The sequence below is a fragment of the Micromonospora sp. SYSU B005 genome, from assembly GCF_055362685.1.
The window spans coordinates 364,538-378,578 of the sequence record NZ_JAXCFU010000003.1 but is presented as its reverse complement, the minus strand read 5'-3'; the positions used below and the strand labels follow the sequence as shown (position 1 = coordinate 378,578).

The window sequence follows — 14,041 nt, the reverse complement described above, 5'->3', positions numbered from 1 at the left end:
GGGCGCGCGGCGGGGCGCCGCCCCCCCCCCCCCCCCCCCCCCCCCCCCCCCCCCCCCGCTCCGGCGGCCGGAACTCGTGGACCACCTCGATCGGCCCGACGATGTGCCGGTTGAACTCGTCCAGCTCCTCGGCCGGCACCCACAGCTCCAGGATGTCCCGGCCCCCCCACCCGCCGGACCGGGTAGCGGGCGGCGAACGCGCGCTCGACCTGGAAGCGGGTCACGTAGCCGACGCCGGAGGCCGGCACGTTCCAGTCCCGGGCGATCATGACGGCGTACTGCTCGTTGAGCACCGGATAGAAGATCGGCTGGTCCGGCAGCCGCGGCGGCCAGGCCCGCCAGCCGGAGGCGCGGACGAGGTCGAGCTCCCGCGGGCCGGTCGGGCGCCACAGCGTCGTCGTCTCCGTCATGACGTGTCCCTTCTGCGACGGTCGTGGCACCGTACCGGCGGCGCGCCGCGACCGGCCATCGGGTTTCGGCAGCAGAATCGACAGCGGGTGCGATGAGTTCGCGAAGCCTCGGCGGTCCACCCGTCGACATCCCAGACAGACAGGTAGGGAGCACCGCGATGGCCACTGTCATCTCCACGCTGTTCATCTCGGCCGACGGTGTCGCCGAGATCGACCCCGACTGGCACTTCCCGTACTTCGACGAGAACATGGGCCGCGCCGTCACCGAGGACTACGACACGTCCGACGTCCTGCTGATCGGCCGGGAGACGTACGACAGCTTCGCCGGCGCCTGGCCCGACCGGGAGGCCGCCGGCGGTGAGGACGCGCCGTTCGCCAAGCAGCTCGGCGACATGCGCAAGGTCGTCGTCTCGCGCCAGCCGCTGGAGTTCTCCTGGCGCAACTCCGAGCTGATCCAGGGTGACCTGGTGGACGCCGTGCGCGCGCTCAAGGCCGACGCCGGCATCAAGGGCATCCTCATCCCCGGGTCGATCTCGGTCGTGCAGCAACTGCTCGCCGCGGGCCTGGTGGACGAGCTGCGGCTGCTGGTGCACCCCGTCGCCGCCCGCAAGGGCCGCCGGCTGTTCGACGAGGGCGACGCGCCGTACCACCTGCGGGTGGCCGCGACCGAGGCGTACCCGACCGGCGTGATCCGGGTGATCTACACCCCGGCACCGGCGCCGGGCGCGGTCGGCTACGACGACGTCAAGGACCAGGTGCCGGCCGGGAGCTGACGACCACGGGGCCGCGGCGGGCCGCTGTGTCGTGAAAGGATCCGCCGGTGCGTCGCGCTCCGCTGCTGCTGATCCTCGCGGTGGTGTCCGCCGTCGCACACGTCGTCGGCGTCCTGGTGGCCGCCCCGCTCTGGCGCGGCGCCGAGGTGCTGAGCCTGGCGCTGCTGCTCGGCTACGCCGTCGCCGCCGGACTGCCGGCCCCGCGCTGGGCGGTGCCGGCGGCGCTCGTACCGCTGGTCGTGGACGCGGTCCGCACCATGCCGGCCGAGCCGGGCGCCGGGGACGCCGCCTGGTTGGTGTACGGCGGCCCCGGCAGCGGCTTCGACGTCACGGCCGGCTTCGACGCGGCGTTCGCCGGCAGCTGGGCTGCGCTGGTCGCGGTGGCGGTGCTGCTGGTCGCGTTCCGGGGCCGTGGACGGCGCCGGCACCTGATCGCCGCGGCGGTCGCCGCCGCCCCCGTCCTCGGGTACGCGGCCGTCCGGGTCGCCGACGTCGGCTCTGCCGTGGCCGCGAGCACCCGGGTCGTGGAGGTCCGCACCGAGACCACACTGACCCGGGTGGACGGCCCCGGCCACGACCAGGTCGACGTCGTGCCCGCGCTCGTCCTCGCGGTGCTGCCGCCGCTGGCGCTCGCACTCGCCGCGCTGGCGCTTGCCGCGCTGCTGGCCGGGCGGGGCCGGCGGCTCGCCGCGACCGGGGCGGCACTGCTGGCGGTGCTCGCGCTGCCGCTGCTCGACGCGGCGCTGGCCGCGGTGCCGCATCCGTTGGACGCCGACGGCACCGCGCTGTTCGCCTGGTACGCCATCACACCCACCGCGGCGATGCCGCAGCCGGTGGCGGCGCTGACGGCGGCGGTGGAGCTGACCGCGTACCTGCTGCTCGTCGCGGGCCTGACCCGTTCGCGCCGTGCGGCGGTGCCCGCACCGGCGGCGGCCGGCTGATGTCAGGCGGTCGACTCCAGCTCGTCGAAGGCCATGTTCCACCACGACTCCGGATCCGCGAACGCGACCGGGTCGACCGGGCGCAGGCCGTCGCGGATCGCCGCCGCGCGCGCGGCCCGCTCCCGCCCGCCCGGGTCGGTGGCGATGAGCTGCCCGAGCCGGTAGAGGAACTCCACGAACGCGGCGAACGTGCTGTTCACCGTCTCCAGGTTCGGTGTCTCCAAATCCAGCAGGATCACCGCGCCGGTGCCCGCGTCCAGGCAGAACAGCAGCGCCGGATCCTCCGGGGAGGCGCCCAGCACGACGTACGGACGGGGGCCCTGGTCGCCCAGCTCGATCGACAGCGTGGAGAACAGCTCGACGTCGGGTACCGAGACGTCGACCGTGAACAGGATCGGCACCTCGACCGGCAGCGCCCCGTCGGGCGGGAACACCTCCGGCCCGAGCGGCCCGAGGATCGCGTCGAAACGCTGGTCGGGGAAGTAGATGACGCCCCGCTCACCCCAGAGTGCGGTGAGCTGCTCCCGGGTGACGGTCACGGCTGCGCCTCGTCCTCGTCCACGTCGTCCGACTCGTCGAGCAGGCCCTGCCGGTCCAGGAACGAGTACCACCCGTCGTCGTCGGTGACCAGCTCGGCGTAGCCGGGGCCGAGCACGTAGTAGTGCACGAACGAGTCGAGGTCGGGCGCCAGCTCCTCGAACGCGTCGCCCATGAACCACTCGGTGCCGGTCGGCGGGAAGTACCAGACCGCACCGGTCGCGCGCTCCAGGAAGATCGGCTCGTCGCTGCGGGCGCCGACGACCAGCCAGCCGGTCTTGTCCTGCGGGATCGGGGAGAAGTCGGGCGCGTAGTCGAGGAAGTACTGCACGCCCGCGAGCCGGCCGGCCGAGGCCAGCTCGAACGCGCCGGCCCGCAGGCCGTCGGCGGCGAGCAGCAGGTCGCGCAGGCCCGCCGGCAGGTCCGCCGGCACGTCACCGGCGTCGGCCGGGTCGCCGATCTGCCCGTACGCGAGACTCGCCGGCTCGTCCGCGGCCAGGTCGGCGCGGAGTTCGTCGAGAAGCTGCGCGAGATCGGAAGTCAATCCACTACCTCTATTCGGATCGGGGTTCCGTCCGGCAGATTCTGGATCTGCCCCCAGATCTGGGAGCCGATGTCCGTGTTGGTTCTACCATGCAGCAGTTTGAGGTTGTCGACGGTGTCCGGCCCGCCGAGCTGCAGTTCCCACACGTGGTCGGGATGGTAGTCGCTGAGCCGTTGACTGAGCCGGTTGGCGAGGTCCTTGTCGTGCGGCCAGTACTTGTCCCAGATCTTCTGCCGGATCCGGTCCTTGTAGCCGTCGGTGATGCTCTTGTCGCGCTGCACCGGGTTGGTGGCCTTGTAGAGCTTGCCGTCGTCGCTGAGCTTCTTCAGCGCGGCCATCTTGCGCCGGAACTGGGCGGTGGCATGGAAGTCACGGCGCTCCACCCGGACCACCTTGGTGGGCAGGCTCCGGTTCGGTCCGGTGACCCGGACGATCGGCTTCTCCAGCTTCTCGACCGCCTTGCGGACGATCTTGCCGGCGGCCGGTTTCGCGGCGGCGCCCCGGCCGCGCCTCGGGCTAGGCATCGAGCAGTCTCCCGATGACCTGGTCGATGAGCGCGCCGACGATCTCCCGGGTGATGATCTGGAAGATCGGGATCTCGGCCAGCGAGGCGCCGAACGTGACCACGGCGGTGGCGATCGCCTGGGCGACCTCGAACGCGAGGATGGCGAGCTGCACGATCACGGCGATCTTCAGCGCCAGCACGATCGCCGCGCAGATGATCAGCCCGGCGCCGAGCAGCATCGCCGCGGGCATGCTGTCGTGCAGCACGAGCGGCCCGTTCTGCTCGCCGCCCCACCACTTCTGGAACGCCGCGATCGCCGGACCGACGTTCTGCGTCCACACCTGCGCGGCGGCCGCGTCCGCCTCGCCGGCCGCCGCCCCGATCCGGCCGCCGAACTCCAGCCACGCCTGGCCCATCTCGAAGAGCTTCTCCTCGTCGGCCGCCGGCCAGGTGTAGCCGATCCAGCCGAGCGCGGTGACCAGCTCACCGGGTAGTTGCAGTCCCACGGTTCACCCCAGCCCGCCGGCCAGCGAGCGCATGGTGCCCGCGCCGTCCTCGTCGACCCGCTCGTACGAGTCGGCCATCCCCGCGATGTCGGCGCCCGCGGAGGTGAACTCGTCGGCGGCCATGCCGAGGCAGTCGAAGATGTAGTTCGCCACCTCGGTGTACGCGATGCCGATCAGCGACCCGATGTCGTCGGCGCCCCACGGCTCGCCGTAGCCCTGCATCCGCGCCTCGAACGCCTCCAGCTCGCCGTTGAACCGCTTGGCCACGTCGGTGACGCCGCGCCCGGCGGCCCGGATCAGCGGCGGGTGCACCTCGAAGCCGTCGCCGCTCATCGCTGCCCGCCGCGCGCCAGCCGCTCCTGCGCCTCGGTGAGCGCGTCGAGGAACGACCCGAGCCGGGGTACGGCCGTGTCCCGTACCTCCTGCAACTGCTCCCGTAGCTGCGACATGTCCGCGACCTGCGGGGCCGGGCCGGCGCGCAGCCCGTCGATCGCCGCGTTGACGGCGGTGACGATGTGCGCGGTCAGCTCCTCGGAGCCGAGCCGCATCAGCCGCGGCTCGACGTGCAGCGAGTGGAGCTTGCCGTCGCGCCCCATCTCGGCGCGTACCTGCCCGTCGGCGGCCTCGCCCACCGCCGGCGTCTCCGCCTCCTCCGCCGGCGGCGGACCGACCGTCCGAAGTGCCGCCATCGTGGCGTCGAGCATGCGGGTGAAGTCGCCGCTCATCGAAGGATCCGCACTCATGAGCCCTCCCCAAGGCCAAACGCCACGAGCGTAACCGAGACGGACAAAGCGATTCCGCCCCGTACGACCGCGCGGTCCACGACGGACTGTCCGAGCGGCCTACCGTCACGGGCGTGAACCGTCCGGACGCGAGCAGCGGACAACAGGTGACACGTCCCCACTCGCCGAGAGGCCGCGCATGAGAAGACTGAGACGGGCGAAGGATGTCGACGTCGGCGCGCTCACCGACGCCGAGGTCATCGGCCGGTCCGTACGGGAACCGGAGAGCTTCGCCGCGATCTTCGACCGGCACGCGCCGCACATCCATCGCTACCTGGCGCGGCGCCTCGGCTCCGCGGCCGCTGACGACCTGGTCGCGGAGACGTTCCTCGCCGCGTTCCGGCGCCGGGACCGGTTCGACACCGGCTGTCCGAACGCCCGCCCCTGGCTGTACGGGATCGCCACCAACCTCGTCGCCCAGCAGCGGCGCACCGAGGAACGGGAGTACCGGCTGCGGCAGGCGTACCACCCGGCGACGTCCGAGGCGTCCCCCGCCGACCGGGTAGCCGCCGAGGTGACCGCGCGGTCGCTGCGCCGGCACCTGCTGGACGCGCTCGCCGGGCTCGCCGACGGCGACCGCGACGTGCTGCTGCTCGTCGCCTGGGAGGAACTGACGTACGAGGAGGTCGCCGCCGCGCTGGCCATCCCGGTCGGCACCGTGCGGTCCCGGCTGAACCGGGCGCGCCGGCTGCTGCGGGAACGGCTCGGCGGCGAACCGGCCGACACCATCGAGGAGGTACTGAGCAATGGATGAGATGAGACTGCTCCAGCGGCTCGGCGACGAGACCGAGCTGCCGGCCGGCGAACGACTCGGCGCCGCGCGTACCCGGTTGGTCGGCGCGCTGACCGCGACGGAGGCCGCGCCGGTTCGGCGGGCGCGGCGGCCGGCCTGGCGGCTGGTCCTCGCCGGCGTCGCGACGGCGTCGGTGGCGGCGTCGCTCGCGGCGGTGCTGGTGCTGGCGCCGGACCGGATCGGCGGCAGCGCGCCGGCCGCCCGGGCCGACGCCCGGCAGGTGCTGCGCGACGCGGCGGCGGCGGCGTTGCGGCTGCCGGACGTCGAGCCCCGGCCCGACCAGTTCGTCTACACGCGCTCGCAGGGCGGCGCGGAGCTGCGGGAGAGCTGGGCGTCGGTGGACGGGACCAGGGACGGCCTGGTCGTCGAGTACCCGCCGGGCGGCCGACAGGAATACGTGCTCCCCGGCTGCCGGGACGGCCGCGCGAAGATGTACAAGGGTCAGCAGCTCATGCCGGGCACCGAGCCGTGCGTGCCGGAACCCGCCTACGATCCCGCCGTGCCCACCGACGCCACCGCGATGCGCGCCTACCTGGACAAGCACCGCAGCGGCGAGCCCGGTGACGTCAACGCCGCCGCCAAGGACGTGCTGTTCCTGCTCAACGACTCGTACCTGAGGCCACGGTCGCGGGCCGCGCTGTTCGAGGCCGCCGCCGCGACGCCGGGCCTGAAGGTGGTGGAGAAGGCCACCGACGGTGCGGGCCGCTCCGGTGTGGGCGTCAGCTGGTCCTCCCCGGGGAACCCGGCCCTGATGGTGATGGTGTTCGACCCGCGGACGTACGCGTTCCTCGGCGTGGGCGGGGAGGCGGGCACGTCCGCGGTGCTGTCCGTCGCGGTCGTGGACCGGGTCGGCCAGAAGGGCTGAAGCCCGCCGGGCGGGTCGCCTCCCTGGGCGGCCCGCCCGCTCCGGTCGTGCGTCCGGGGCCTGCGCCATCATGGGCGTCATGACGAAGGCGGACGTGGTGGTGGTCGGCGGCGGGGTGATCGGGATGACGACAGCGCTCACGCTCCAGCGGCGCGGTGCCCGCGTCACCGTGCTGACCGCCCACGACCCGGCCGACACCGTGTCCATGGTGGCCGCCGCGGTCTGGTACCCCAGCCACACCGAGGAGGATCCCCGGGTGCTGCGCTGGGCCCGGGACACCCACGCCGAGCTGCGCCGCCAGGCGGCCGACGGCGTGCCGGGGGTGGTCGACCGGCCCACCCGGATGTGGCTGCGCCACCGCTACGCCGGGCCGCCCTGGTGGGCCGACGCCTGCGGCGATCTGACGGCCGAGCCGGCGGAGCCGCCGTACACCACGCTGCTGCGGTTCACCGCCCCGTCGGTGGAGATGACCAGCTACCTCACCTGGCTGCGGCAGCGCCTGGAGGCGGGCGGGGGCCGCGTCGTCAGACGTGCGCTGGGCACGCTCGCCGAGGCGTACGAGGTCGCGCCGGTCGTGGTGAACGCGACCGGCCTGGCCGCCGGCCGGCTCGCCGCCGACCCGGCCGTGCACCCGGCGCGCGGGCACGTCCTGCTGGTGGCGAACCCCGGCCTGACCGTCTCGGTACGCGACGAGGACGACCCGGCGGGCGTCACGTACGTGCACCCGCGCCGCCACGACGTGGTGCTCGGCGGCACCTACGAGGCCGGGGTGGGACACACCCGCCCCGACGCGGCGGAGGCGGCGGCGATCCGGCGCCGGTGCGTGGCGCTGGTGCCGCAGCTCGTGGACGCGCCGGTGCTGGGGGAGCGGATCGGGCTACGCCCGGCCCGGCACGGCGGCCCCCGGGTCGAGGTGGACCCGGCGGACGGGCGGCTGGTGCACGCGTACGGGCACGGCGGGGCGGGGGTGACGCTGTCCTGGGGTTGCGCCGCCGAGGTGGCCGATCTCGCGCTGGGTGTCTGACCGCCCCGGCGCGCGACGGTCCACCGTAGGGGCTCGGCGGGCGGTAACCTCGGCCCGGTGTCCGCCCGCCGCGCCGCACTGTCCGCCCTCGTCGCCCTGATCGCCGTCCACATCGGCTGCACCCTTGTCGCGCTCGCGGCCTACAGCCACCGGATCGGCCTGGTGACCCACGACGGCGCCAGTTTCCCGGTGGAGCTGCTCGACGCCGTGGTGCCGCTCCGTGACCTGCTGCCCGCCGTGCTCTGGCTGCTGCCGGTCACGCTGCTCGTCACGTTCGCGGCCCTCGGCCGGTGGGCCGTCCGGCGGACCGTCCGCCCCGACGACGAGCGGCTACCGAGGGCGGCCTGGACCGCCGGCATCGCCGCGGTGCTGCTCAACCCGCTCGCGGCCGTGCGCTACGCGTCGGCCACCGCCGAGGGCGGCGAATACATGCGTACGGTGCAGGTGGAGACCACCCTCCTGGTGCTCGCCGCCGCCGTGGCCACCACGATGAGCGCGCTCGCCGTCGCCGGGTTCGTCCGGCGCTCCGACACGGTGAGCCCGGCATCGCGGCGGATGCGGGTGGACGACTGGTCCGCGGACACGGCGGGACGCGAGTGACCTGTCGCTCCGGCGCGCGGGCTGGCCGCTGACTGACCAGGAGCAGTGCGGCGTGGACCGGTCAGGAATCGAGAAGCGTCGCGCGGGTGGACGGACCTAGCGTTTCCGGCACGGGCCTCCCACCGGGGCGGCCACCGGGGAAAGGTCGTCGACCCATGGACACGCGCATCCGTCAGCTCCACCGCTGGTTCTCCGTCGCCTTCACCGTGACCGTCGTGGTCACGTTCGTGGCGCTGGCGCAGAAGGACCCGATCGTGTGGGTCTCCTACGTGCCGCTGCTGCCGCTCGCCCTGCTCCTGATCAGCGGTCTCTACCTGTTCGCGCTGCCGTACCTCCGGCGCCGCCGTGCCGCCGCGCGCCCGCGCTGACCTGGGGGATTACCGGGGCCGGTCAGCGGGCAACACTGGCGGATGGAGCAGAAGGTGATGGTGTTCGCCCCGGCCCCGCTGCTGACGGTGACGATCGAGCAGCAGGGCGACGTACCCGAGCTGCACCTGCACCCCGGCGGGCAGGGGGTGTGGCAGACCCGGATGATCGCGGCGCTCGGCGTACCGGTGACCATGTGCGTGGGGCTCGGCGGCGAGGTGGGCGACGCGGTCCGCAAGCTGCTCGACGACGAGGACGTCACGGTCCGGATGGTGCGGCGGGAGTCCGGCACCGGCTGGTACGTGCACGACCGGCGCGACGGCGAGCGGACCGAGATCGCCGAGCACCCGGGCGCGCCCATGGTGCGGCACGACATCGACGAGTTGTACACGGTGACGCTCACCGAGGGGCTGCGCGCCCCGGTGAGCGTGCTCAGCGGCCCGGCCGACCCGCAGGTGGTGGACCCGGACATCTACCGCCGCCTCGCCGCCGATCTGAGCGCCAACGGCGGGACGGTGGTGGCCGACCTGTCCGGGCCGTACGTGGAGGCGGTGCTCGACGGCGGCGTGAGCGTACTGAAGGTCAGCCACGAGGAGCTGCTCGACGACGGCCTGGCCAAGGACGACAGCGTCGAGGCGCTGCGCGACGCCGGCCGCCGGTGCCAGGAGCGGGGCGCGCGGACGGTGCTGATCAGCCGCGCCGGGGAGCCCGCGCTGGCGCTGCCGGAGGACGGCGAGCCGCTGCTGGTGCACGCCCCGCCGCTGGAGCCGGCCGACCACCGGGGCGCCGGTGACTCGATGACCGCCGGGGTGGCGGCGGTGCTGGCCCGGGGCGGCGACATGCGGGAGGCGCTGCACGTCGGCGCCGCCGCCGGAGCGCTCAACGTGACCCGGCACGGGCTGGGCACCGGCCGGGCCGAGGCGGTACGCGAACTGGCCGGCCGGGTGCGGCTCACCCCGCTGGACGGTGGCGACGATGACGACTGACCGGCCGCCACGGGTGCTGGTGACGAACGACGACGGTGTGCACGCCCCCGGCATCCGCGCGCTGGCCCGGGCCGCGTACGAACGGGGGATGGACGTGGTGGTCGCGGCGCCGGAGGCCGAGGCGAGCGGGATGAGCGCGGCGCTGTCGGCGGTGACCGACGACGGGCGTCTGGTGTTCCGCGAGACCGAGCTGGACGGCCTGCCGGGTGTGCCCGCGTACGCGGTGGCGGCCTCCCCGGCGTACATCGCGGTGCTGGCGGGCCTGGGTGTGTTCGGGCCGGTGCCGGACCTGCTGCTGTCCGGCATCAACCGGGGCGCCAACGCGGGCCACGCGGTCCTGCACTCCGGCACCGTCGGCGCGGCGCTGACCGCCGGCAACAACGGCATCCGCGCGCTCGCCGTGTCGCTCGACGTGCTCACCGCGGCGGCGGCGAGCGCCGGCAGCGGTGGCGCGGCGATCGCGGTGCTGGACAGCGTGGACGACGAGTCCCGCCACTGGTCGAGCGCCGCCGAGCTGGCCGCGACGCTGCTGCCGTGGCTGGCCGGGGCGGATCCGGGCACCGTGCTGAACCTCAACGTGCCGGACCGGCCGGCCGATCAGGTGGCCGGGCTGCGCCAGGCGACACTGGCCCCGTTCGGTCAGGTGCAGGTGTCCGTCGCCGAGCGTGGTGAGGGGTTCGTGCGGACCGCGGTGGAGGCGAACGCGGTCCGCGCGGTCCCCGGCACCGACATCGCCTGGCTGGCCGACGGGTACGCGGCGGTCACCGCGGTCCGGGCGCTCGGGCACCTGCCCGACGTGGAGCTGCCGGTCGACGGCTGAGGACGGCTCCGCCCCGCCACCGTCGTACGGGTGGCGGGGCGGGGAGCGTCACTCGCCGGCCGCGCGCCGGCGGTCGGCCTCGGCGTCGGCGGCGCCCACCGGGGTGCCGTCGCTGTCCCGGTCGGCCCGGGACAGGTCCACGTCGGCGCCGGCCCGGGCGGCGTCGGCAGCCGCGTCGTCGGCGCCGACGACCTCACCGCCGTCGGTCTGTCCGTCGTCGGGGACCAGCCGCCCGGCGGCGGCCAGCCCGATCGGTGCGTACCTGGGGTCGGTCATCTCGTCCTCCTCACCGGTGCTCCTGGGCAAGCGGTACCCCGGTACGGGACGCGGCACACGCGCGGCGGTCAGCGGTCCCGGTCGAGGAAGTCCAGGGTGACCGCGGCGAACAGCGGCGACTGGTCGATGTCGTAGTGGGTCAGGCCGGGCAGGATCGCCAGCGCGTGCCCACCCGCCGGGCGGCCCTCGCCCGTCCAGCCGCCGTCGCGCCGGCCGCCGTCGAGCAGCCCGAACACCTCGACGAAATGGCTCGGCGGGGCCATGTCGGCGTCGGCGGCCACCACGAGCGTCGGCACCCGCAGGGCACGGACCTGCTCGGTGAAGTCGAAGTCCGTCCGCATCGCCTCGCCGATCTTGTCGAGCAGCCGGGGGAAGTCCTCCGGACGCGGCGCGACCCGCTGGTACAGCTCGTACATCGGGGTGTCCTTCATGTACTCGGCCGCCGCGGCGCCGACCTGGCCCTGCTGCGCCAGCAGTTCCGGGTAGACCGCGTCGCGGCGGATGTGCGCGGACGCGGCGACCAGCCGGTCCACCTTCTCCGGGTGCCGGAAGCCGGTGTGCAGGGCGACCCCGCCGCCGAGGGAGAAGCCGACCACGTCGGGCCGGTCCAGCCCGAGGTGGTCGATCAGCGCGGCCACGTCATCGGCCATCAGCGCCATGTCGAGTGGCCGGTCCACGTCGGCGGTGCGGCCGTGACCCTGGAGGTCCACCACGATCACCTGGTGCGTCGCGGCCAGCGTGGGCAGGATCGGCGCGAACATCTCACCCGAGGTGAGGCCGCCGTGCAGCAGGATCATCGGCCGGCCCTCGCCGTGCGTCTCGTAGTAGAGGTGGACGCCGTTGACGTCGGCGTACCGTCCCGGGGCCTGTGTCTCGTCGCGTTGCGCTGTGGTCATCGGTGCTCCTCGGACGTGGTGACCTGACGGCTGTCAGACCGGCCGGGCGGCACCGACTCATCGGTGCGGGCCCGAACGTGCTCGCATTGACGCAGCATGTGGGCTAGTTTCGGCGGGGTGAGCGAGGTGGCGAGCGTCCCCGTCGAGGCGCAACTCGAGGAGTACCGGTCGGAGCTGACCGGCTACTGCTACCGGATGCTGGGTTCGGCCTTCGAGGCCGAGGACGCGGTACAGGACACATTCGTCCGTGCCTGGCGTAATTTCGACAAGTTCGAGGGGCGGTCCGCGCTGCGGACCTGGCTCTACCGGATCGCGACGAACGTCTGCCTGTCCATGTCCACCAGCGCGCAGCGCCGGGTCCGGCCGATGGACCTCGGTCCGGCCGGCGTCGGCACCGCCACCCACCCGGGCGAGCCCCGCCCGGAGCAGATCTGGCTCGGCCCGGCGCCCGACGACCGGGTGCTGCCGGAGGTCGCCGACCCGGCCGAGGTGGTGGCCGGCCGGGAGTCGGTCCGGCTGGCGTTCGTCGCGGCGTTGCAGCACCTGCCGCCGAAGCAGCGGGCCGTGCTGATCCTGCGCGAGGTGCTGGCGTGGTCGGCCCAGGAGGTCGCCGACCTGCTCGACACGTCGGTGGCGAGCGTCAACAGCGCGCTGCAGCGGGCGCGCGCCACGCTCGCCTCGGCCGACACCGAGGCCGACGTGCGCCGGCCGCTCGACAGCGAGCAGCAGGCGCTGCTCGCCCGCTACGTGCGCGCCTTCGAGGCGTACGACCTGACGGCGCTCACCGCGCTGCTGCACGAGGACGCGACGCTGTCGATGCCGCCGCTGCCGCTGTGGCTGCGCGGCCCCGAGCACATCGCGGCGTGGATGGCCGGCACCGGCAGCGGCTGCCGCGGCTCCCGCCTGGTGCCGACCGCCGCCAACGGGATGCCGGCGTTCGGGCACTACCGGCGCGACCCCGACAGCTCAGGCCACGTGCCCTGGGCGCTGATCGTGATCGGCGTCTCCGGCGGCCGGATCACGTCGCTCAACAACTTCCTCGACGTCGACCGGCTCTTCCCGCTGTTCGGACTGCCGGACCGGCTCGAGGAGGGTGCCGGCCAGCCCGAGCAGGCCGGCGAGCTCGCGTAGGTCGTCGCAGGCCCCGCGTACCTCCAGCCGCCAGCCGAACCGCCGCGCGGTCAGGCGGATCCGTGCCAGCACCTCGACCGTGACCAGGTCGGGCGCGCTCACCGCGGACACGTCGCACACCACCACGCCCCGGTCGCGGCCGCGCAGCGCCTCGGCCAGGTCGGCGCAGCGGGCCGCGATGTCCGCGCGGGTCGGCGTCCCGTCGGGCAGGCAGAGCAGGTGGGTGATCACACGCATTGGACCGTCGTACGCCCCGTCTCTCATCGGTACGCGCGTGCCGAACGCGGCCCGGCGCAAGTTGCCTCGAACACCTTGTTGCACGCAGTTACATCGACGTTAACTGCTATACCAATCATCGGTGCTCGGCTATATGATCCCGGTAGTTCACCCCGAAGCCTCACGAAACCGCAGCTCCCGCACCCCTCGGGTCGAACTCCGCAAGCCAGGTGCCTCCGCAACGTCGTACCCGGCGACCGCCCGGCGTCGCGGTTCAGCCTGCCGGAAAGGTGGGAACGGATGACAGGGCTCCCGTCCTTGGTCATCGGCATCGCGTCCTCGTCGGCCGAGCGCCGGCAGCTCGCCCAACTGCTCGGCGGCACCGAGTCCTTCCTGATCGTGTCCAGCGCCCATCAGGCCCGCCGTTTCCTCGACCTGGTCCGCCGGCCCGCGCTGGCCTCGGCGCCGCAGCCGCCCGCGGCTGGCGAGGTGCAGGCCGAGCCGCCCCGGCGGGATCTGGCTGTCGACTCCGACCGGCGGGTGCTGCGCTGGCGAGAGCGGGAGATCGGGCTGACGCCCCTGGAGCACGACCTGATCGTCTGCCTGACCGGTACGCCCGGCCAGGTGTGGACGTACGCTCGGCTGCACCGCGCCGTCTGGGGCAACGACCACTTGGGACGGCGCTCCGACATGCACTCGGTGGTCCGCCGCCTCCGCCGCAAGCTGGGCCGCCTCGACGCCCCCGCCACGATCCACGCCGTCCGAGGCGTAGGTTTCCGCCTCACCCCCTGACAGTCCCACCCCACCCACCCCAGCCCACCCCACCCCGGCCCGGCGATCTTGCACTTCTGGCCCCCGGGGTGTCCCTTTGGCGCACTTTGCCAGGGCCGCAAGTGCAAGATCGCCGGGGCTTGTGGGGTGGCGTGGGCGGGGATCCTCGTTCGGCCGCAGCTGCGTCGAGCGTCTCCCGTTACGCGAGATTGGCGTTCTGCATGGTGGGAGAGGTGGAGATCTTGGTACGAAAGGGCCCCTATGAGGGCCGTTTGGTACCAAGATCTCGCCGGGCTCAC

General features: G+C 73.8%; 19 protein-coding genes and 2 pseudogenes. 11 read left to right on the top strand and 10 right to left on the bottom strand.

The window, feature by feature from the left end; all coding sequences use genetic code 11:
* A pseudogene (locus SM452_RS10955) lies at positions 1 to 410 on the bottom strand (ADP-ribosylation/crystallin J1); the annotation flags it as partial.
* 158 nt (positions 411 to 568) lie between these two features.
* Between SM452_RS10955 and SM452_RS10950 the strand changes: the two are divergent.
* Complete coding sequence (locus tag SM452_RS10950; protein WP_366626274.1) at positions 569 to 1,183, top strand: dihydrofolate reductase family protein; 615 nt, start codon at positions 569 to 571, stop codon at positions 1,181 to 1,183.
* A 47-nt stretch (positions 1,184 to 1,230) separates the two neighbouring features.
* A complete protein-coding gene (locus tag SM452_RS10945) occupies positions 1,231 to 2,124 on the top strand; it encodes a hypothetical protein (protein WP_463839834.1) in 894 nt (297 codons plus the stop codon).
* A 2-nt stretch (positions 2,125 to 2,126) separates the two neighbouring features.
* Here the strand turns inward: SM452_RS10945 and SM452_RS10940 are convergent, their stop codons facing one another.
* From SM452_RS10940 to SM452_RS10915, 6 genes are read right to left on the bottom strand one after another with little or no spacing between them, the layout of a single operon-like run.
* On the bottom strand, positions 2,127 to 2,663 hold the full coding sequence (locus tag SM452_RS10940) for an SUKH-4 family immunity protein (protein ID WP_463839833.1): 537 nt from the start codon (positions 2,661 to 2,663) through the stop codon (positions 2,127 to 2,129).
* Complete coding sequence (locus tag SM452_RS10935; protein ID WP_463839832.1) at positions 2,660 to 3,205, bottom strand: SUKH-4 family immunity protein; 546 nt, start codon at positions 3,203 to 3,205, stop codon at positions 2,660 to 2,662. Before SM452_RS10935 ends, SM452_RS10940 begins: the two co-directional genes overlap by 4 nt.
* Positions 3,202 to 3,729: an endonuclease gene (locus SM452_RS10930; protein WP_194800828.1), complete on the bottom strand. Its 528-nt coding sequence runs from the start codon at positions 3,727 to 3,729 to the stop codon at positions 3,202 to 3,204. Before SM452_RS10930 ends, SM452_RS10935 begins: the two co-directional genes overlap by 4 nt.
* Positions 3,722 to 4,216: a WXG100-like domain-containing protein gene (locus SM452_RS10925; RefSeq protein ID WP_262012143.1), complete on the bottom strand. Its 495-nt coding sequence runs from the start codon at positions 4,214 to 4,216 to the stop codon at positions 3,722 to 3,724. The genes SM452_RS10930 and SM452_RS10925 overlap by 8 nt, the downstream gene beginning before the upstream one ends.
* A 3-nt stretch (positions 4,217 to 4,219) precedes the next feature.
* Entirely contained in the window at positions 4,220 to 4,549 is a 330-nt protein-coding gene (locus SM452_RS10920) for a hypothetical protein (RefSeq protein WP_262012144.1), read from the bottom strand.
* Positions 4,546 to 4,959 carry a YbaB/EbfC family nucleoid-associated protein gene (locus SM452_RS10915; protein WP_463839831.1) on the bottom strand — a complete coding sequence of 138 codons (414 nt, stop codon included), beginning with the start codon at positions 4,957 to 4,959 and terminating at the stop codon, positions 4,546 to 4,548. Before SM452_RS10915 ends, SM452_RS10920 begins: the two co-directional genes overlap by 4 nt.
* Positions 4,960 to 5,137: 178 nt before the next feature.
* On the opposite strand from SM452_RS10915, the gene SM452_RS10910 reads away from it, so the two are divergent.
* From SM452_RS10910 to surE, 7 genes are all read left to right on the top strand, one after another.
* A complete protein-coding gene (locus SM452_RS10910) occupies positions 5,138 to 5,752 on the top strand; it encodes an RNA polymerase sigma factor (RefSeq protein WP_463839830.1) in 615 nt (204 codons plus the stop codon).
* Positions 5,745 to 6,656, top strand: coding sequence for a CU044_5270 family protein (locus SM452_RS10905; RefSeq protein ID WP_463839829.1), 912 nt, complete (start codon positions 5,745 to 5,747; stop codon positions 6,654 to 6,656). The genes SM452_RS10910 and SM452_RS10905 overlap by 8 nt, the downstream gene beginning before the upstream one ends.
* A 70-nt stretch (positions 6,657 to 6,726) precedes the next feature.
* Positions 6,727 to 7,680 (top strand): FAD-dependent oxidoreductase, encoded by a 954-nt coding sequence (locus tag SM452_RS10900; RefSeq protein WP_463839828.1) that lies wholly within the window; start codon positions 6,727 to 6,729, stop codon positions 7,678 to 7,680.
* Between the two features lie 57 nt (positions 7,681 to 7,737).
* The gene (locus SM452_RS10895; protein ID WP_463839827.1) at positions 7,738 to 8,280 is read left to right on the top strand and encodes a hypothetical protein; all 543 of its coding nucleotides are present in this window, start codon (positions 7,738 to 7,740) and stop codon (positions 8,278 to 8,280) included.
* A gap of 155 nt (positions 8,281 to 8,435) precedes the next feature.
* Positions 8,436 to 8,648 carry a hypothetical protein gene (locus tag SM452_RS10890; RefSeq protein WP_262012149.1) on the top strand — a complete coding sequence of 71 codons (213 nt, stop codon included), beginning with the start codon at positions 8,436 to 8,438 and terminating at the stop codon, positions 8,646 to 8,648.
* Between the two features lie 42 nt (positions 8,649 to 8,690).
* On the top strand, positions 8,691 to 9,632 hold the full coding sequence (locus SM452_RS10885) for a 1-phosphofructokinase family hexose kinase (protein WP_463839826.1): 942 nt from the start codon (positions 8,691 to 8,693) through the stop codon (positions 9,630 to 9,632).
* Entirely contained in the window at positions 9,622 to 10,452 is an 831-nt protein-coding gene (surE, locus tag SM452_RS10880) for a 5'/3'-nucleotidase SurE (protein ID WP_463839825.1), read from the top strand. Before SM452_RS10885 ends, surE begins: the two co-directional genes overlap by 11 nt.
* 48 nt (positions 10,453 to 10,500) lie before the next feature.
* On the opposite strand, the gene SM452_RS10875 is transcribed toward surE, so the two are convergent.
* Together SM452_RS10875 and SM452_RS10870 are read right to left on the bottom strand one after the other, a co-directional pair.
* On the bottom strand, positions 10,501 to 10,728 hold the full coding sequence (locus SM452_RS10875; RefSeq protein ID WP_013474689.1) for a hypothetical protein: 228 nt from the start codon (positions 10,726 to 10,728) through the stop codon (positions 10,501 to 10,503).
* Positions 10,729 to 10,796: 68 nt separating this feature from the next.
* On the bottom strand, positions 10,797 to 11,624 hold the full coding sequence (locus tag SM452_RS10870; protein WP_463839824.1) for an alpha/beta fold hydrolase: 828 nt from the start codon (positions 11,622 to 11,624) through the stop codon (positions 10,797 to 10,799).
* A gap of 96 nt (positions 11,625 to 11,720) precedes the next feature.
* Here SM452_RS10870 and SM452_RS10865 point away from each other — a divergent pair, with 96 nt between their 5' ends.
* Complete coding sequence (locus SM452_RS10865; protein ID WP_355513693.1) at positions 11,721 to 12,755, top strand: sigma-70 family RNA polymerase sigma factor; 1,035 nt, start codon at positions 11,721 to 11,723, stop codon at positions 12,753 to 12,755.
* Positions 12,756 to 12,785: 30 nt separating this feature from the next.
* Here SM452_RS10865 and SM452_RS10860 read toward each other — a convergent pair.
* A pseudogene (locus SM452_RS10860) lies at positions 12,786 to 12,992 on the bottom strand (hypothetical protein); the annotation flags it as partial.
* 279 nt (positions 12,993 to 13,271) lie between these two features.
* On the opposite strand from SM452_RS10860, the gene SM452_RS10855 reads away from it, so the two are divergent.
* Positions 13,272 to 13,763 carry a winged helix-turn-helix domain-containing protein gene (locus SM452_RS10855; protein WP_463839823.1) on the top strand — a complete coding sequence of 164 codons (492 nt, stop codon included), beginning with the start codon at positions 13,272 to 13,274 and terminating at the stop codon, positions 13,761 to 13,763.
* Positions 13,764 to 14,041 lie beyond the last annotated feature (278 nt).